Genomic DNA, 17,607 nt, shown 5'->3' with positions numbered 1-17,607 from the left:
GGCCAGTCTGGCATGTGCGTCCTTTTCTAAGTAACTTCACCCTATTGATTTACTAAATCTTACCGCGCCTTCGAAAGAGGGCGTTTTAGTTACAACACAGCTGTTATAAAAACAAAATAAAAAATTGGAGCAAACAATGAAAAAGATACAGGCTTTGAAACCATCCTTGTTAGCACTGGCGGTGACCGGTGTGATAGCACAACCCAGCTTTGCCCAGCAGGGTGAGAGCTTAGAGTTGCTTGAGGAGGTGGTGACTATTGGTACCCGTAAAGAGGGCCAGTCGCCAACGGAAACACTCTCTCCGATCGACGTATTAAGTGGCTCGATATTCAGTAAGCAAGGTGCCACCGATTTAACCGATTCATTGACGAAAGTGATGCCCTCGCTCAACACCCAGCGTTTTCCTATTGCCGACGGCACCGCGTTTGTGCGGCCGGTAACGCTGCGGAACCTATCGCCAGATCACACCCTCGTGCTGGTTAACGGCAGTCGTCGGCATCGCTCTGCACTGGTGAATTTACAGCTGGCACCCCTCGGCACGGTGAACCAAGGTTCGCAAGGCGTGGATTTTTCTGCATTCCCTTCGGCCGCGATTAAGCGTGTTGAAGTGTTGCGCGATGGCGCGTCGGCGCAGTACGGTTCAGACGCTATCGCCGGTGTTGTCAATTTGGTGTTAGACGACGCCAATGAAGGTTTTAGTTTAAGTGGCCAATACGGTGAGTACTCTGAGGGTGATGGCGCGCGGACAGCGCTGGCGGCCAATGCCGGTTTTGCGCTGGGTGAGCAGGGCTTTGTCAACGTTACTGCCGAGTACAACAATTCTGAAATCACGAGTCGTGGTACAGCCAGGCCAGACGCTGCCGCTATTGCCGAGATTGTTGGTGCCGATCAGGTGCCCTATAACGGTTTTGGTCAGCGCTGGGGCGACCCAGATATTGAGTCGGTAAAACTATTCGTTAATACGGGTTATGACCTCAATGACAAAGTAACCCTGTATGGCCACGCGAGCTATATGGATACGCAAACCCTGTCTGGCTTTTTCTACCGTGGCCCCGTGCTGCCCACCGCCGCCGACAATATTGCCAACCCGCCGCGCACCACGTTGATGATCGACGCTAACAGTGACGGCATTGCAGACGGCGCGAGTAATGCGCTAATTAGCGAAATTCTTGGTCGCGGCTTAGACCCAGCCGATTATTTAACCGAAGACAGCACGAGTATCAGCGGTTATGCGCTACTCAACCCTATCCACACGCAATTTCCGGGTGGCTATAGCCCATTGTTCGGTGCTGATATCAGTGATTACTCGTTGGTATTTGGCGCCAAAGGTGAATTCAATCCGAATCTAACCTGGGATCTACGTGGCAGCACTGCCGAGAATGAGGTCGCCTATGTATTGGAAGATAGTATTAACCCAAGCTTGGGACGTCTTTCGCCCACTACGTTTAACCCAGGCACCTTGACCCAACAAGAAAGCAGCGTGAATGCCGATTTTGTCAAAACCTGGGACGACTCGCCGCTTAACTTGGGCTTTGGTGTCGAATGGCGAAATGAAACTTACAAGATAGGTGCGGGCGATGCGGCGTCTATCGCGGTAGGCCCAACCTATGCACAATTCGGTGTTGGATCGGATGGCTTCCAAGGCTTCCCAACTGAGTCGGCGGGATCTTTTGAAAACGATAGCTACGGTGCCTATGTGGATTTGGAAACCGATATTACCGAACGTTGGTCCGGCGCTATTGCTTTGCGCTACGAAGATTCCGACGCCTATGACTCAACTCTCGACTATAAGTTGTCGACCCGTTTTGACGTGAGCGATAACTTTGCTTTACGTGGCACAGTTAGCACGGGCTTCCGCGCGCCAACCCCGGGTCAGGTGAATACCTTAAACGTCACCACGACGTCTGATTCCTCGGGCAATCTTGTGCCCAGTGGCACTTACCCCGTAAGTCACCCCATCGCCAGCGCGTTGGGCGCGATAGAACTGGTGCCAGAAGAATCGGTGAGTTACACCTTGGGCTTGGTTTACACGCCAATGGATAACATCAACGTCACCTTGGATTACTACAATATTGAAATTAATGACCGATTGGCGCTGAAGAGCTTTACCATTGGCGCGGATGAACTGCAGTTGTTGGTCGATGCCGGTATTCCCGATGCGAATCTTTTGGTGGGAAGCAATGGCAATTATTTTGTTAACGCATTTACCTCGACGGTTTCCGGTATTGATCTAAATATTCACTCGGGTCACCAAATAGGTGGCGGTAATTTGGATATTGATTTCCGCCATAACTACAACACGCAGGAAGTTTCTGATGTGGCTGCGGGCACCATTGATGCAGGTAGAGTCTATGATCTGGAAAATCAAATTCCCAATCACAGCACGGTATTAAGTTTTGATTTTGTTCAGCCTGTTGCCGGCATGGAGCTTAGCAGTTTGCTGCGCTTCAACCGCTACGATGGCTGGTCTAGTACAGGCGGTTTATTTGGCCCTGGCGATGCATCTGATGCCGCTAGCTACGGTGGTGCAATTCTAGTGGACGTGCAGTTTACGCTGGATATAAACGACAATTACTCGGTATCCATTGGTGGGGAAAACATCACGGATGAATACCCAGATAAGGAAGCTAATGGCACGCTAAACTTTTTAGGTCAGCAGTATGCGGTAACGTCGCCCTTCGGCTTTAATGGCTCTTACTGGTATTTGCGGGCAAACGCCAGCTTTTAGTAAGGGATAGCGTTATCGAGCCCTCGGTTCCAATAGCTGCTGCAGTTATTGGGAGCGAGGGCTTTTTTTATACCGGTCATTTTAAGGCGTGAATTGTTCGGAGCTTTGCCCTAAGGGTGTAATGTCAGGCGGCCAAGCGTCTGTAGCTAGACATTCGTAACCCCTGGGCCAAACTGTTTGCCAGTACCAAGGCTAAGCGCAATTCTGTGACGAAGGTTTGGCTAACGAAACCATGGGTTTCCTGCGACCAGTGATTAATGCAATAACCTTTTAGCCGGCCCTTGGCCTGAAAAGCTGGCGCCACAAAAATATAGTTGTGCCCCTCAAGAATACCCTTTTGTTGCCAGTTGGACAGTTTCAGCAGGGTGTGGCAGCGCTGGCTGGTGATACCGAAAAAGGGGTGTTGCTGGCCTACAAAGTGATCGGTAAAGGTGTGCGCAGGCTTTGCTGCGTGGCCTAAAAGTTGTGATGAGATAGCGTGCAGTGGCATGTCAAAAATTCCAAAAAAATGAGTAAGGATAGGTATAAAGCACTATCAGCTACACATTCGGAATAGATTGTTTACAGATAAAAAACACATAAAAAAACCCTCTTAGGTGAGGGCTGACGGTTAGCTAGGTACTTTGTGCTAGCTATTTCTGCATGATTGTCTGAAGTTTTTCAGACCGCATCTCGTTCCGCGTTACTTGCAGTTAACTGCCAGTAAGTTGGTTCGAGTACCACCTTGCCCAGATTCGGCAGGTTGGCGTTGGCGTCAGCCACTCTCTTGATGTGCGCGCACTCTACCGCCAGTGGCCGGCACAAGTCAAGACTATAGCACGAAGTTGCACACCATAAACTGGCTAGCTAACAAGATTGATTCTTGCCTTGGCGATGAGCAAACTCGCTCGCGATGAGCTGCCTCAAAACCGCAATATCAACGTCGGCTAATTTATTGATATACAAACAGGCGACCGACGTTTTATGTTTTCCTAGTGCGGCGAGTAGAGGCGTCACATCATTGAGTGAGCAATTGATATACAGTGTCAGGTTTTGTTTACGCGGTGAAAACCCGGTGTAAAACCAAGGGTAACTATCGCCGCTTAGGGTTGTGTGGAGGTAGTTGCCAAAGCCGATGATACTGTCGCCCCACAAGACCGGTTTTTCCCTGGTAATATCCTGAAAAATCGTTAATAACTGCAATGCGTCCGACCGTCGCACCGCGTGCTCGAGGCGCTGGATAAACGCGACAACGCTTTGCTTGGAGGGTTGAGTTTTAAGCGAGATCATCAGGTGTACCTACAAGGTTTTATTGAAGTCTAGCTCAAAGACAAAATGGTTTTCTCTGACTTGAGCGCACGCGTCAACCAAAGCGCTAGCAGCGCCGCTAGCGCCAGTGTCAACGCCGCGCCAGTTGCGGTGGCTAGCAGATCTATGGCTTGGCCTTTGGCAATGGTTTCAATCAGATTACTTTGGCTGGCCACTGGCACCCAGTCGATCCACTCCGGCTTGTGGGGCATGAATTGAATGGCGAAGGGTATGGTGAGCGGCACCATAATAGTGAGTGAAATATAAGATTGCGCTTCCTTAAAACTGCGCGCCTGAAAGGCGCAAAATAATTGAAACGCGGCGGCAAAAAAAGCCAAGGGCAATAACGCCAGCATGATAGTGGCGATGGTGAGCGGTTCGAGTTCAAAGCCGATGCCCATTTTAGCCAAGGGCACGAAACCCATCACCACAGAGGTGATGCACAGGGTAAGTAGTGCGCCCAAGGTGCCGAGCATGGCAACAGCGATCAGTTTTGCGCCGATCAGTTGTTGGGTCGATATGGGTTGGGTCAGAATAAGTTCGAGCGAATGTCGCTCGCGCTCGCCCGCTGAGGTATCTATGGCGATGCTTGTGCTCGAGACAAACACGCTCATCAGCACGAATACCGCGAGCATACCCATCACGATACCGCTCTTTTCCTGGGCGCTGGCTTGATCTTGTAGCTCAATGGAAAAGGGATTAAGCAAATGTGCATCAATGCCGCGCAATACCAACCGATAGGTTGCTACTTCGTTGGCGTATTGTTGCAACACGGCTCTGATACGATGGCTAGCTGCCTGTCGATTTTTATCGGCTTGATTGATTTTTAACACCAGCGCCAGCGCTTTTGCTTGTTCTATTTGGCTTTGATAATCATCGGGAATCACCAGCGTGATTGGCTTGTCGCGCCAGCGCTTTTCGTCGCTCTCAGTGCCTGTGCCGAGCTGAAAAATGCGTTGCTGTGCAAGGCGCTCGACTAAAACCGGCGCGTTCGCTGCGCCCTCTATGGCAATATACAGAGATAGCTCTTCTTCATTATTTGAGATGGCAAAGTTGAGCGCCGCGGCCAGTACCAAAGGGCCAAAAAAGGCGTAGAGGAGTGCGCCCATGAGTGCGCGCCTATCCCTTAAGGCGTCGATAATTTCTTTATGGAGCAGAGTGTAGAAAATGCGATTCATGCGGCAATGCCCTCGTCGCTACCAATGAGTTTTACAAAGGCTTCTTCTAACTGCGTTTCACCCGTTTGTTCGCACAGTTGCTGCGGTGTGCCTGTGGCAATTACTTTGCCTTGGGCGACAATAATGACCTTATCGCAGAGCGCCGCAACTTCTTGCATGACGTGGCTGGAAAATAAAATGCAGTGACCGGCATCGCGCAGGTTTTTGAGTTGCTCGCGCAGGATACGGGTGCTCATAACATCTAGCCCGCGCGTTGGTTCGTCCAGCACCAAATTTTGCGGTCTGTGCACCAGCGCCTGCGCTAAGGTCACCTTCATGCGCTGGCCCTGTGAGAAACCTTGGCTCCTGCGCTGTGCAATATCTTCTAGCGCTAATTGGGTGATGATGTTGTGCGTAGCGGCTTTGCCTTCAGCGCCATGCAGCCCGTGCAGCCCGGCGAAATAATTAATCTGCTCAAACGCCGTTAAACGTTCATATAGGCCAAACTTATCGGGAAATACGCCCAGGCGTTTGCGCGCTTCAATGGGGCGCACTGCCACATCAATGTCATCGACATAGGCTTGGCCTGATTCCGTTTTTAATAGCCCGTAGAGAATGCGCAAGGCGGTGGTTTTCCCCGCGCCATTAGGCCCTAATATGCCCGTGATCTCGCCGTCGAGTGCGGAAAAGCTCATGTTGTCTAAAGCGCGAAGTTTACCGAAATGTTTGGTCAGCGATTGCACGTTTAACATGGTGTCATCTTTCCTACGTGTTTTGGCGTCATGGGAAGGCTGTGTAATGATCGCTAATTAATGGGCATTAATACTGCGCATAAATCTAACCGTCGGCAATGTTGCTAGGCACTCGGCATTGTCGAGGGGTTGGTTCGGGTGGTTTAAAAAACTGCCGAACCAGTTTGGGGCCACAACCTTTTAAACCCACGATATGGCCGGCATTTTTGGCTATCAGGTGAGTGGCATTGGGCAAGTGTTCAACTGCAATATTGCCCCAAGCCGGCGGTGTGACAGGGTCGAGCTCGCCCGATAACGCGAGCACGGGAATATCGCTTTTTACCGGAAGATAATGGTTGTCATCGAGCCTGTACTCAGGCCAAGTTTCGCACAGGCTTTGCCAAAATTTTACCGACACATCGCCAAAGGGCGTGTTGGTATCTTGTTGCAGTTGTGCCGGTGTAGCGCGACGAATGTCTTCATTGCAGATAATGTTTGCCATTAAACCTGTGTAAATACTGTTATCGCCACCGGCCGCGAGTAGCCCTGCCAGGGGTGCGTAGTTTTGCTGCTGGGCTTGGCTGATAACGATCGGCAACAATTGCCGCTGTTGTTGACTGTAGAGGTTGCTGATGGTGAGTTGAAACAATTTGCTGGTATCGAGTTGAAAACGCTGTGTTTGCAAACTGGTGGGGTGAAAAATGGTGGTGTCGATCGGTGCTCGTTTAACTTGCTGCCAAAGTTCCCAGTAGTGCTGACGCAGTTGTGGAAACGAATTGTTGCACGTTGGCGTCGCTTCGCACTCGTCAAATAAAAGGTTTAGGGCGCGATAACCGTGGCTGGCAAAGGGGCCAACAATGGTTTGCACGGGCGCAATGCTGTCTAACACAACGCTATCAATTAAGTCTGGGTAGGCGCGCATAAACACCAAGGCCGCGCGCGTGCCGTAGGAGCCGCCGTACAGATTAATTTTGCCATAACCCATGGCCACTACCATCGCGGCAAAGTCATCAATAGCATTGGGCGTGTTGTATTGGCTTAAATCGCCGGAAAAATTTTCAATGCAGGTTTTAGCTAAAGTTTGGCTGATGGAGGCATTGAAAAGGTCGGCGTAAATGTCTTCGTTTTCCGCTTCGCATTTGAAGCCGTTACTGCTGCCCGTGCCCCGTTGCTCAAGGAATACGATATCGCGATCTGCGAGCAGCGCTTTTAATACCAGCCCCACTTGACCGCCCACCTCGATGGCAGATTGCCCTGGCCCGCCGGCCAAGAAAACCAAGGGTGACTTTTGACTGGGCGTCAGTGCATTTAACCGAGCCGCATGCAGGGTGAAGGTTTTACTGTTCGGGTCTTTGGGGTTTTCTAAGCGCTCGAGGCTGAAGCACTGGGCGAGGTCGGGCAGGGCTTTTAAGTGACATTCGGTGCTATTAAGTTCGTTACCGAAACTGGGCTGGCTCGAGAGTAGCAGCGTCAGCGTGATGGCAATCAGTAATTTCACACAGCAATCCTTGGGTGTTATGAAAGCGAGGCCTGAATCTTATCAATTTAGACCCCGTCTAGGCAGGCTATTCGATGAAGCTAGGTTTTGGCTCGGCAAACAGCGGCGGTAAAAACCACGTCGGTGGAACTATTGAGCGCGGTTTCGGCCGAGTCTTGCACCACGCTGATAACGAAGCCGACGGCAACCACTTGCATGGCAACATCATCGGGAATGCCGAATAAGCTGCAGGCGAGTGGAATTAATAGCAGCGAGCCACCGGCTACCCCCGAGGCGCCGCAGGCGGAAACTGCGGCAATAACACTTAACAGTAGCGCGGTGAGCAGATCCACTTGAATGCCGAGCGTATTAACCGCCGCCAAGGTTAGCACCGTAATGGTAATTGCCGCACCGGCCATGTTGATGGTGGCGCCCAGTGGAATGGAAACGGCGTAGGTATCTTTATCCAGTGCCAGCTTTTCGCATAACGCCAAGTTGACGGGAATGTTTGCGGCAGAGCTGCGAGTGAAAAATGCGGTGATGCCACTCTCGCGCAAGCAGGTGAACACCAGCGGGTAGGGGTTGGCACCGGTTTTAAACCAAACGATGAGCGGGTTAACCAATAGCGCCATCAATAACATTGCGCCGATCAGCACTGCTAACACATGTAGGTAGCCACCTAAAACGTCTAAGCCGCCCTCAGCTAGATTACCGGCCACTAAACCAAAGATACCTAAGGGCGCGGTGCGAATGACGATGCGCACCACTTGGGTGATGGCGTGAGCGCTATCGGCAAGTACTTGTTTGGAGCTTGCCTGTGCGTGTTTTAAGCCTAGACCGAGCGCAATGCCCCAGACCAAGATGCCAATGAAATTGCCGGTAAGCAGCGCGTTTATGGGGTTATCGACCAACTTAAACAGCAAATTTTGCAGTACTTCACCCACGCCTTGTGGCGCATCTAAGCTTTTGCTGGTGAGCGTTAGGGTTAATTCGCTTGGAAATAACATGCTGAGGCCGACGGCAATCATGGCAGCGCTCAAGGTGCCAATGAGGTAGAGGCCAATAATAGGGCGCATTTGCCCCTTGGCTGTGTTGCTTTGGTTGGCAATGGCTGAGGCCACAAGGATGAACACCAGCAGCGGCGCTACAGCCTTTAATGCTTGAACAAAAAGGTTGCCTAGCATGGCAGCTTGTTCGGCGCCCTTTGGTGCGATTAGGCCGAGTGCGATACCGGCGACAATGCCCACGGCAATTTGGCTGATGAGGCTGGTGTTGAGAATGCGGGATATTACCGATGTCGACTGCATGTACGCGCCTGTTTTATAAGTTATAAATTATTGATGATCGATTTAGCTATGGGTGTCGGTTTAGATTTGTTGACCGGTTGTTAGGCTTGAGCCCTATCCTTAGCCAATGAGATTGGCAACAAAAGTAATGGCATTAGCCCTGTTGCGCAAGGATATTTTGGTGGATGCCATGGTTGTCGGCTAGACAGCAGCAAATTAGCTGATTCTTAGCAATATTAACCTAATTTTTCCGTATTTTAGCGTCAATCTTGCGGCGCTAAAGCAAACCCGGCAGCGCCTTTGTTGCTTGATAACGGTGCTCGCGGTCGAGTGCTTTTTAGTCGACACATTATCTTGATTGCAGCTGTTAAATGCATAGTGTTTAATGCCGCCAGATTGAGGGAGAGCTATGGACGAAATTGTTGACATGTTGCGCGAGGCCAATACCGCCGTTGCCTGGGGTATGGAGCTACCAACACACGAAATGACCGTGGAGGCAGAGGAGCAAATTCTATTGCCTATGCCGCGCGATTATCGCGAATTTTTATTAGAAGTTAGCGATGTGATTGTCGGCTCGTTAGAGCCTGCCGTTGTTGCCGATTCTTCGGCACACAATTACTTACCTGAACTTTGCGCCACCGCTTGGTCTGACGGTGTGCCACGGCATTTACTGCCCTTTTGTAAACATCAAGACGCGTACTATTGTTTGGAGCCAGAAGGCGAAGTGGTACTTTGGGCCGATGGCGACTTGACCGGCGAAACCTGGGAAACCATTTGGTACTGGGCGCGCGATGTTTGGTTGGAAAGTTAGCGTTAGCTTTAAGTGAAAATTCAAAAGCCCGCTGCTGCGGGCTTTTTTATGGGCTTAGCCTTGTCGCGCTTGGGTCGACAAAAAAGTGACTCTCTTGTGATACTTCTGTGAGGATTGCGCTGTGCTTGAAGAGCAGACTGATAGCTCATTCATCAACAGCATTCTCAAGGACAGTCTCATGCAAATAAAAAATACCGCACGGCTTTTCGCTCCGCTCGCTTTTCTGGCCGCGAGTTTATCGTCGCTCCCCAGTGTTGCAGCGGATTACGCCATAGAAATTCAAAACTTAACCCGAGGCACCTATTTCACACCGCTATTAGTGGCCGCGCATCCCGAAAGCACCCATTTGTTTCAGTCGGGCATGGCGTCTAGCAGTGCCTTACAGGCCATGGCTGAAGGGGGGGATATATCAGGTTTAGCGGCGGCGGTTACTGCCGTGGCCGGAGATATGGTGGCAAACCCAGCCGCTGGATTATTGCTCCCGGGCGCTAGCACGACGGCGATGATCAATAACGACGCCAATGCTGCCAATACCCAGCTTTCCATTGTGGCCATGCTATTGCCCACCAACGATGGCTTTGTTGGTATCGATAGCTTAACCCTGCCCACCGAGCCGGGCACCTATACCTATAACCTGAATGCCTACGACGCCGGTACCGAAGCCAATAATGAATTGCGTGGCTCTGGTATGCCCGGACAAGCCGGTATGCCTGTGCCGCCACCGCTGGAGGCCGAGATTGGCATGAACGGTACCGGGCAGGCGGGCTCAGCTGAAGGTTTCGTGCACATTCATCGCGGTGTTTTGGGTGATATGGATGCAACCGGTGGCCTCAGCGATATCAGTGCCACGGCACATCGTTGGTTGAACCCTGTGGCGCGCATCACTGTCACTGTGCAGTAAGGAGAAACCTATGAATAAGCCATTAACCTTACTTGGGCGCTGGAGTCTGCTGACCTGCGCGGTAGCGCTGCTGGCCGGCTGCCCAAAGAACGACGACCCTGAACCGAGCACCGAAATGCGCGAGTATGCCATTCAGGTTACTAACCTCACCTATGCTCAACCCGTGTCGCCATTGGTTGCAAGCCTGCACAATGAGTCGGTGCGTTTGATGACCGTGGGCGCGGCGGCAAGTGCTGCGCTGGAGCAGCTGGCGGAAAGCGGCGCCAATGCAGACCTGCTCGCGCAATTGAACGCCAACAGCATGACCTTTAACAACGTGGGTGGAGCCGGGGTGTTGATGCCAGGCGTGAGCGAAACCTTAACGGTGAGTGCCGAGTTTGATGCGGCGCAATTGGCCTCGGTGCAGTTAAGTGCCGTGACTATGTTGGTCAATACCAATGATGCCATCACCGGCTTTAATGGTTTGGATGTAACAAACCTCGCCGTGGGTGACTCAATGTCGCTAACCACTCTGGCTTATGATGCCGGTACAGAGGCAAACACCGAGTCGGCAGATACGGTGCCAGGCCCAGCGGCGGCCGGCGGTGCGCAGGAGGGCTTTAATGCGCTGCGCGATGATATACGCGATGAAGTGGCTATGCATGCGGGAGTATTAACCAGCGACGAAGGCCTGATGACGTCGGTATTAACCCATGCCCATCGCTTCGATAACCCGGTGTTAAGGGTTGTGGTTACCCGCATGCAATAGTGCGTCTTAACCGCATTTATCGTCCATGGCCGTATCGCGCTGTTCGCTCGGGTTGTATTAGGTTTGGTTTTTGCCAAAAAAGCTAAACCACGCTCGAGCGAATTCTCTGTCTGTTTTTGGTCAGCTATGTCATTCACCTTGCAGCTTAAGGAGTGCCTATGAGCGCGAAAATTTTGGCCTACCCAACGCCGGAGCGACGCTTTCTCATTATCGAAGATGAAAAGGATTTAGCGGAATTGGTTCAGCTGCAATTGCGCGATCTGTCGGCTGAATGCATCAAATGTCATTGCGGTAGTGAGGGCCTTGCGCTCGCGCTTGCGCAACAATGGGATCTGATTTTACTCGACTTGCGTTTACCGGGTATGGACGGCTTAGATGTCTGCCGTGAGTTGCGCGCCAAGGGTATAACAACGCCGGTGTTGATGCTGACATCGCGCGCGACGGAATTAGATCGTGTGCTCGGCTTGGAATTGGGTGCCGATGATTATCTGACCAAACCCTTTAGCTCATTGGAGCTGGTGGCGAGAGTCAAGGCGCTACTAAGGCGCGCGGCTATGCATCAGACGCCCGCGCCAAATTCTGTGGATAACCTATTGCACGTGGGCGATGTACTGATTGATAGCCAGCAGCGTCGGGTTGAAGTGCGAGGGCAAAACATAGATTGCACGGCAAAGGAGTTTGATCTGTTGCGTTACTTTGTGAGCAACCCAGGTAAAGTTTTTCGCCGCATGGATTTACTGCAAGAAGTCTGGGGTTACGGTCACGATGGCTACGAACACACGGTCAACAGCCACATCAATCGATTGCGCGCCAAAATTGAACGGGACCCATCGCAGCCTAAATATATTTTGACCGTTTGGGGTGTGGGTTATAAGTTTCAGGAGGCGCTATGAACTGGCGAGCCTGGAGCCTCAGATCGCGGCTGAGTGTAAGTTTTATTTTGTTGTTTTGCTTGATTGGCTTAAGTTATGTATCGCTTATTTTTTGGAGCAGTGACCGCTATTACGATGAAATCACGCAAAAGCTAAACCGCAGTTTGGCCATGTATATTGTCAATCGTGCGCCACTCATAGAGCAAGGCGTGGTGAACGAAGCTGCCATGCAAGAGTTGGCCGGCTTGGTGATGGTGGTCAACCCTATTGTTGAGGTTTATTTACTGGATGCCGACGGGCGTATTTTGTCCCAGGGGGTTCCCGCCGACTCGGTAAAACGGGCTCAGGTGGCATTGCCGCCGCTACTACACTGGTTGGCAGAGCCCGATGCGGCAACGGTTTTAGGCACAGATCCGCGTTCAGTCACCGGTGAAAAAATATTTTCGGTCTTTCCCGTGGGCTCGGCGCAGGAGCCTGAAGGCTACCTGTACGTGATACTCGGCGGCGAGCGCTATAACACCTTAGGCGATTCACTGAAGGGAAGTTATTCATTGCAATTAGCTGCCGGCGCGATATTTGCACTGTTGAGTTTTGCTGTGGCAGTGGGCTTTTTAATGTTTAGTAGCCTGACAAAACCGCTTCGAAAACTGTCTTTGGATATGCATAAATTTGCCCGCGCGCAACAATTGGTGCCCGCATCGAGTGAAAATACCTTGGCGCTAGGGCGCGATGAAATAGCCCATATGAGCCAAGCTTTTCATGCCATGCAAAGTCGCATTGAGGCGCAGATGCACAGCCTAGAAGAAACCGATCGTCTGCGGCGCGAGCTGATCTCGAATGTCTCTCACGATTTGCGCACGCCGCTGGCATCGATGCAGGGCTATCTCGAAGTGTTAAGTTTACCGGGTCAAAAGCTGACCGAGGCTGAGCGGTCTCGGTATTTGTCTACGGCCTATAAACATTGCCAAGGTTTAGGGCGTCTTATCAGTGAGCTGTTCGAGTTGAGCAAGCTAGACGCGGGTCGAGTGGCGCCTAAGTTGGAGCGTTTTTCACTGGCAGAATTGCTTCAAGATGTGATGCAAAAATTTGAGCTGAAAGCAAAGGACCGAACTGTTGAGCTGGTATTTCAAGTGGACGGTGGCTTGTTTCAAGTGGATGCCGATATTGCACTGATAGAGCGGGTGTTAGAAAACCTGGTGGACAATGCCTTGCGCTATACGCCAGCCGGCGGCCGCGTCACCTTGGGGTTGAAGTCGGGTGTTGCCGACATTCAGGTCAGCGTTGCCGATACCGGTGTTGGCGTGAGCGAGGAAGAGTTGCCAAAACTATTCGATCGCTATTATCGCGTAGCGCGTTCCAATGTTGAATCTGACCAAGGCACGGGCTTAGGTTTGGCTATCGTGAAGCGGATTTTAGATTTGCATGGCTGCAATATTCAGGTGACCTCGCGCTTAGGGCAGGGCAGTTGTTTTGCGTTTATGTTACACGCAGCCTAGCCTTGGCTAGTTTGTGAATACATTGTTTGTTAGCGGTGAGAGGGCATCAAAGCTGCGCGCTGCATCAATGTGTGGCGGTAGATTTTGTGACTGAGTTTTAGTTATGAGTAGGGTGTGGACCTGGCGGTTTTTTACAACTCGCTCAGGCCCAATGGCTATTTTAGTTTGGGCAACTGCCTAGAATGTAAAAGCCGCTGCTCGTTTGCGCCAGTGTTTTGCTGACAAAAATATTGTACAAGCCAATATTTGTGCCCGAACCTTTCGCGTAAACATAACCGCCGCTCGTGGTAGCTCGATTTGCCTGCACGTGTGCATAGTTACTCGACGTGGTTTGGGTACACTGAAAGTCGCCGTTCGGTGTGCTGTCACACGCATCGCCTAAGCCGTCGGAATCGCTATCGAGTTGATTGCTGTTGGCAATGGCAGGGCAATTGTCCTGGGCATCGGCAACGCCGTCGCCATCGGAATCCGTCGGTTGCTGCTCGCCGTTGGGCGTACTGTCGCACACATTACCGAGGCCATCGCCGTCATTGTCTTGCTGGTTGGCATTGGCGATGAGCGGGCAGTTGTCGGCGCTGTCGGCAACGCCGTCGCCATCTGTGTCGGCAGGTGTACTTGTTCCGCTACAGGTTTGTGCAGGGCCCACGCAAGACGCTTGGCCATCGGCAACCCATTTGCATTGGTTACTACCGGCACTGGTTTCGCGCATGGTGAAGGGGTTGGTACTGAAGGCTAGATAGCACGCTGAGTAACCACTACCCCAAGTGATGTGGCCGGCGTTTATGTGGAAATTGTAATCACCGGTGGAACCTGCGTCGATGGTAAAACTTACGCTAGCTTGTGAACTTAGGCCGCCGGTATCAGAGGCTGTAACAGTGGCATTTTGTGCGCCACCCGCCAAGCCACAGGCCTGTGCGCTGAAGTTTGTACCGCTCACTGTGGCGTTTATATTTTGTTGAATAAACGCCACTTGTACCTGTGCGAGATTGTTGTTGATATCAAAAACTTCGCCCGAAACAATCGCGCACTGGCCGTTTACTTGCGCAGTGATGTTTTGCAAGGTCGGCGCCGTTGCGACAGGCTCAGGGCCAACTCTTTGGGTCTTTTGCGCTACCGCACTGGCGGCGCCTTCGGTATCGGTTGCCGTGACAGAAACGTTGTAAAGCCCATCGGCAAAACCATTTCGGCTCAGGCTAAAGTGACCGCTGCCATCAACTTGTGTTTGCACATTGATCGTGGCTGCAGTGGAGCCCAATTGTTTGAACTCGATGTTAACGCTAGAGACACTGGTTTCCGTATCTTGGGCATCGCCGTCCACTAAAATCCAATCCTGACTACTGCTCGTCACCAAATTGCTAACGGTGGGTGCTTGATTACGACTGACGCGCTTGTTGTTGGTTTTGAAAAACTCACCCAAATAGCTGGCGTAGTTAATGCTCGCGCTACCAATGTAACTGCCCGAGGCGCCTGCGCCACCGGACCATGCGTGGTCTAGCCCATTAAGCCACAACATAGAAACGCGGCCGTCGGCCCAAAGAGTTTGGTCGGCGCTGCGGCTGCCTTCGCTAATCACCTGGCTGCCACTGAGTTGGCTGACGCCGTAGACACCGGCCATACCACTGGCGTTTTGTTGGTTGTAACAGGTGTTCACCGTTGTGTCGGCATCGCCGTGCGCGATAGAAGTAATTTGCGTGGTGAAGTGGCTGGCATAGCTGCCGGCGTAGCTGTTGCAACGGGAGGTGACGTTGGCGCTCTCGCAGGTGGAGATAGCGCCGCTGGAGCTAGTGCCAATACTCGGGCCGGCGCTGATACCCATGCCGGCAAATACGTCCGGTGCTAAACAGGCTGTGGTGTTGGCGAAAGCGGCACCAGAGGAAAGCCCGGCGATGTAAACTTGGTTGCTGTCGATATTTCGGCTGCTGTCGCCAGACATGGTTGTGGCTAGGCTAATGAGGTTTTTGTAATCCTTGTGGCTGCGCGACTTAGTGCTATCCCAATAATGCCAGCAGCTAAAGCCGGATTTGTTCATCGCGTCGGGCACGGCAATAACGAGGCCATAGGCTTCGGCGGCAGTTTCCAATTTAGCGGTTTTAAAGGCGTCGATACTTTGCGTGCAACCGTGCAAGACGATGAGTAGGCCTTTACCTTGGCCGATGCTGGACACTGTATCGGGCGTATAGATATGGACTTTGCTAAAACCGCCGATACTGGCGTTATTTTGCCAGCTGCCGGCAAAGGCGGAAGTACAAATTGCGGACATAGCTAAACCGATTGGCAAAATAAATTTGCCGAATGATATTTTCATTGCTTGCTCCCATTCATTATTTTTATAGAGCGATACTGGCGGAACTCCTGTGCCGCTGGCTATCTTGTGACGTATAGCTAGCGTCCAGTCATCTGCTCTGATTATTGTGTTTTTAGTAGCACAACTACCCTAGCAGGCTGAAATTACTTGGCCACTAGACCTTGGTATCGTGTGGGCGCTAGCTCAGCGCAAAATCAACCGCGGCCAGGCTGTGAATTAAGGTGGTATCGAACAGGGGGATGGATGTGTGGTCGGCGCTAACCAGCAAACCAATTTCCGTGCAACCTAGAATGATCGCCTGCGCGCCTTGTTGGTGTAATTTATTCATAATCGTTATATAGGTTTCGCGCGATGCCTCGGTAATAACCCCCTGACATAATTCTTGATAAATAATGTGATGAATGGCCTCTTGATCTTCTGCATTCGGCACGCTGACGCTAAGAGGAAAATTGTCTGCTAGGCGCCGCTTATAAAAATCTTGAGACATAGTAAACGCGGTGCCCAGTAGCGCAACCTGCTTTATCTGCTTGGCAACCAGCGCTCTGCCTGTGGCATCGGCAATGTGCAATAACGGAATCTTGACCGCCAACTCAATCTGGCTGGCAACTTTGTGCATGGTGTTGGTACAAATTACAATGCATTCGGCGCCGGCGGCCTGAAGTTGCAGGGCCGCATGAGCCAATAGATTGCCCGCGGCCTGCCAATTTCCGGCGCTTTGTAAATTTTCGATGTCGGCAAAATCGACACTTACCAAAAGGATTTTTGCCGAGTGAAAGCCACCTAGCCTGCGATTAATTTCTCGGTTAATGGTCGCGTAGTAATGACTGGTCGATTCCCAGCTCATGCCGCCTATCAGTCCTATGGTCTTCATGGTTTACCCTTGATTTTATGTTTTTCTACTGTTGTAAACGAATGTTGTCAAGATACACAGTGCGAGGCTTTTCTAAGCCCTGCGAAAAAATTGCGATATTGGTTAATTGCGAGAGGTCTAATTCCCGGGTTAAGGGCGCCCGTTGAATGTCCTCTAGCTTAAGCACAGTATTATTCCAGCCGTTTGTTACCGTTATTGCAATGTTAAAGCGATCGGTTAACGCCTGCGTGCCTCGGTCGTGTTCGGTATCTGAGATGCGTAAGACTAAACGTAGCGGTTGAGTGTCGGGGTTATAGATGTCTAACGCAAGGAATTGGTAGCCGAGCCAGTCTCCCAGTGGTTTATCGATGCTCACGGTAGAATACTGGGCGCTGTCGAAATCAATTTTTAGCGATTGTTTACCGTCGGAGGCGATTTGGTTCGATAGATGGGCAGGGCCTGAAACTCTGAGCAATTCGGAACGGCTTTCAAAACTTGTAATGGTGGGAAATTGATAACTGCTGTTAAGTTGTAATTGACTCGCCAGTGTAAGGCTCCAAAAAAACGGCGCAAGCAAAAAGCCTGCGCCTAGGCGCAAGAGCCAGATAAACTTAGTGGGGCTTTGCGTCCAGCTTAAACCAAGCCATAGGCCAGCTAAGTTAAACGCCAAATCTGTATAGCTAAATTGTCTGCCAACGCGCTGTTGAATAGTTTCAATGATCAGCCCTATGGCGAGGGTCATTAGCGACGCCACTAGCCAGTGCCGTGGTGAATTCAGCGCAATAAACTGCCGAATCAAAACAATGCTAAGGCAAAAAAATGCGATGTGCCCGCCGTTCCAAACCTGTCGGTAGAGTGGTGCTGCTTGCCAGTCAGGGCCGCCGATGAAAAAAAACGGCAAGGTGAAGAGCAGGGTCGCTATCAGTGCCAAGGTTTGGATGGGATGTGTCTTAGCCAA

General features: G+C 51.4%; 15 protein-coding genes and 1 riboswitch. Of the genes, 6 read left to right on the top strand and 9 right to left on the bottom strand.

The window, feature by feature from the left end:
• Positions 1-136 precede the first annotated feature (136 nt).
• Positions 137-2,728 carry a TonB-dependent receptor plug domain-containing protein gene (locus QWY82_RS16940; RefSeq protein ID WP_290264779.1) on the top strand — a complete coding sequence of 864 codons (2,592 nt, stop codon included), beginning with the start codon at positions 137-139 and terminating at the stop codon, positions 2,726-2,728.
• A gap of 124 nt (positions 2,729-2,852) precedes the next feature.
• Here QWY82_RS16940 and QWY82_RS16935 read toward each other — a convergent pair whose 3' ends face one another.
• The 6 genes from QWY82_RS16935 to sstT all read right to left on the bottom strand — a co-directional run bounded on the left by QWY82_RS16935 (position 2,853) and on the right by sstT (position 8,687).
• Positions 2,853-3,218: a hypothetical protein gene (locus QWY82_RS16935; RefSeq protein ID WP_290264778.1), complete on the bottom strand. Its 366-nt coding sequence runs from the start codon at positions 3,216-3,218 to the stop codon at positions 2,853-2,855.
• 142 nt (positions 3,219-3,360) lie between these two features.
• Positions 3,361-3,506, bottom strand: a riboswitch (SAM-I-IV-variant riboswitch).
• A gap of 68 nt (positions 3,507-3,574) precedes the next feature.
• Complete coding sequence (locus QWY82_RS16930; protein ID WP_290264776.1) at positions 3,575-3,997, bottom strand: DUF1801 domain-containing protein; 423 nt, start codon at positions 3,995-3,997, stop codon at positions 3,575-3,577.
• A 29-nt stretch (positions 3,998-4,026) separates the two neighbouring features.
• Positions 4,027-5,193, bottom strand: a complete 1,167-nt coding sequence (locus tag QWY82_RS16925; protein WP_290264775.1) for an ABC transporter permease — start codon at positions 5,191-5,193, stop codon at positions 4,027-4,029.
• Positions 5,190-5,924, bottom strand: a complete 735-nt coding sequence (locus QWY82_RS16920; protein WP_290264772.1) for an ABC transporter ATP-binding protein — start codon at positions 5,922-5,924, stop codon at positions 5,190-5,192. Before QWY82_RS16920 ends, QWY82_RS16925 begins: the two co-directional genes overlap by 4 nt.
• 85 nt (positions 5,925-6,009) lie before the next feature.
• Positions 6,010-7,401 (bottom strand): alpha/beta hydrolase, encoded by a 1,392-nt coding sequence (locus tag QWY82_RS16915; protein ID WP_290264771.1) that lies wholly within the window; start codon positions 7,399-7,401, stop codon positions 6,010-6,012.
• An 80-nt stretch (positions 7,402-7,481) separates the two neighbouring features.
• On the bottom strand, positions 7,482-8,687 hold the full coding sequence (gene sstT, locus QWY82_RS16910) for a serine/threonine transporter SstT (RefSeq protein WP_290264768.1): 1,206 nt from the start codon (positions 8,685-8,687) through the stop codon (positions 7,482-7,484).
• 388 nt (positions 8,688-9,075) lie between these two features.
• On the opposite strand from sstT, the gene QWY82_RS16905 reads away from it, so the two are divergent.
• The 5 genes from QWY82_RS16905 (at position 9,076) to QWY82_RS16885 (ending at position 13,494) form a co-directional block, all read left to right on the top strand.
• Positions 9,076-9,477, top strand: coding sequence for an SMI1/KNR4 family protein (locus tag QWY82_RS16905; protein WP_290264765.1), 402 nt, complete (start codon positions 9,076-9,078; stop codon positions 9,475-9,477).
• A 178-nt stretch (positions 9,478-9,655) separates the two neighbouring features.
• The gene (locus QWY82_RS16900) at positions 9,656-10,378 is read left to right on the top strand and encodes a spondin domain-containing protein (RefSeq protein ID WP_290264761.1); all 723 of its coding nucleotides are present in this window, start codon (positions 9,656-9,658) and stop codon (positions 10,376-10,378) included.
• A gap of 10 nt (positions 10,379-10,388) precedes the next feature.
• Positions 10,389-11,126, top strand: a complete 738-nt coding sequence (locus tag QWY82_RS16895; protein ID WP_290264758.1) for a spondin domain-containing protein — start codon at positions 10,389-10,391, stop codon at positions 11,124-11,126.
• Between the two features lie 158 nt (positions 11,127-11,284).
• Positions 11,285-12,019 (top strand): response regulator transcription factor, encoded by a 735-nt coding sequence (locus QWY82_RS16890; protein WP_290264754.1) that lies wholly within the window; start codon positions 11,285-11,287, stop codon positions 12,017-12,019.
• Positions 12,016-13,494 (top strand): sensor histidine kinase, encoded by a 1,479-nt coding sequence (locus QWY82_RS16885; RefSeq protein ID WP_290264752.1) that lies wholly within the window; start codon positions 12,016-12,018, stop codon positions 13,492-13,494. Before QWY82_RS16890 ends, QWY82_RS16885 begins: the two co-directional genes overlap by 4 nt.
• 160 nt (positions 13,495-13,654) lie before the next feature.
• Here the strand turns inward: QWY82_RS16885 and QWY82_RS16880 are convergent, their stop codons facing one another.
• The 3 genes from QWY82_RS16880 to QWY82_RS16870 form a co-directional block, all read right to left on the bottom strand.
• Positions 13,655-15,799: an extracellular catalytic domain type 1 short-chain-length polyhydroxyalkanoate depolymerase gene (locus QWY82_RS16880; RefSeq protein ID WP_290264750.1), complete on the bottom strand. Its 2,145-nt coding sequence runs from the start codon at positions 15,797-15,799 to the stop codon at positions 13,655-13,657.
• 178 nt (positions 15,800-15,977) lie between these two features.
• Positions 15,978-16,670, bottom strand: coding sequence for an aspartate/glutamate racemase family protein (locus QWY82_RS16875; RefSeq protein ID WP_290264749.1), 693 nt, complete (start codon positions 16,668-16,670; stop codon positions 15,978-15,980).
• Positions 16,671-16,695: 25 nt separating this feature from the next.
• Positions 16,696-17,607: a hypothetical protein gene (locus tag QWY82_RS16870; protein ID WP_290264747.1), complete on the bottom strand. Its 912-nt coding sequence runs from the start codon at positions 17,605-17,607 to the stop codon at positions 16,696-16,698.

Origin of the sequence: Simiduia curdlanivorans (assembly GCF_030409605.1) — a bacterium.
GTDB lineage: Bacteria > Pseudomonadota > Gammaproteobacteria > Pseudomonadales > Cellvibrionaceae > Simiduia > Simiduia curdlanivorans.
This window is presented reverse-complemented; position numbering and strand designations above follow the sequence as displayed.

Coding starts and splice junctions, on each gene's coding strand:
- QWY82_RS16930 (WP_290264776.1), bottom strand. CDS start 3,997: ATGATCTCGCTTAAAACTCAACCCTCCAAGCAAAGCGTTGTCGCGTTT.
- QWY82_RS16880 (WP_290264750.1), bottom strand. CDS start 15,799: ATGAAAATATCATTCGGCAAATTTATTTTGCCAATCGGTTTAGCTATG.
- QWY82_RS16890 (WP_290264754.1), top strand. CDS start 11,285: ATGAGCGCGAAAATTTTGGCCTACCCAACGCCGGAGCGACGCTTTCTC.
- QWY82_RS16925 (WP_290264775.1), bottom strand. CDS start 5,193: ATGAATCGCATTTTCTACACTCTGCTCCATAAAGAAATTATCGACGCC.
- QWY82_RS16875 (WP_290264749.1), bottom strand. CDS start 16,670: ATGAAGACCATAGGACTGATAGGCGGCATGAGCTGGGAATCGACCAGT.
- QWY82_RS16940 (WP_290264779.1), top strand. CDS start 137: ATGAAAAAGATACAGGCTTTGAAACCATCCTTGTTAGCACTGGCGGTG.
- QWY82_RS16895 (WP_290264758.1), top strand. CDS start 10,389: ATGAATAAGCCATTAACCTTACTTGGGCGCTGGAGTCTGCTGACCTGC.
- QWY82_RS16905 (WP_290264765.1), top strand. CDS start 9,076: ATGGACGAAATTGTTGACATGTTGCGCGAGGCCAATACCGCCGTTGCC.
- QWY82_RS16935 (WP_290264778.1), bottom strand. CDS start 3,218: ATGCCACTGCACGCTATCTCATCACAACTTTTAGGCCACGCAGCAAAG.
- QWY82_RS16885 (WP_290264752.1), top strand. CDS start 12,016: ATGAACTGGCGAGCCTGGAGCCTCAGATCGCGGCTGAGTGTAAGTTTT.
- sstT (WP_290264768.1), bottom strand. CDS start 8,687: ATGCAGTCGACATCGGTAATATCCCGCATTCTCAACACCAGCCTCATC.
- QWY82_RS16920 (WP_290264772.1), bottom strand. CDS start 5,924: ATGTTAAACGTGCAATCGCTGACCAAACATTTCGGTAAACTTCGCGCT.
- QWY82_RS16900 (WP_290264761.1), top strand. CDS start 9,656: ATGCAAATAAAAAATACCGCACGGCTTTTCGCTCCGCTCGCTTTTCTG.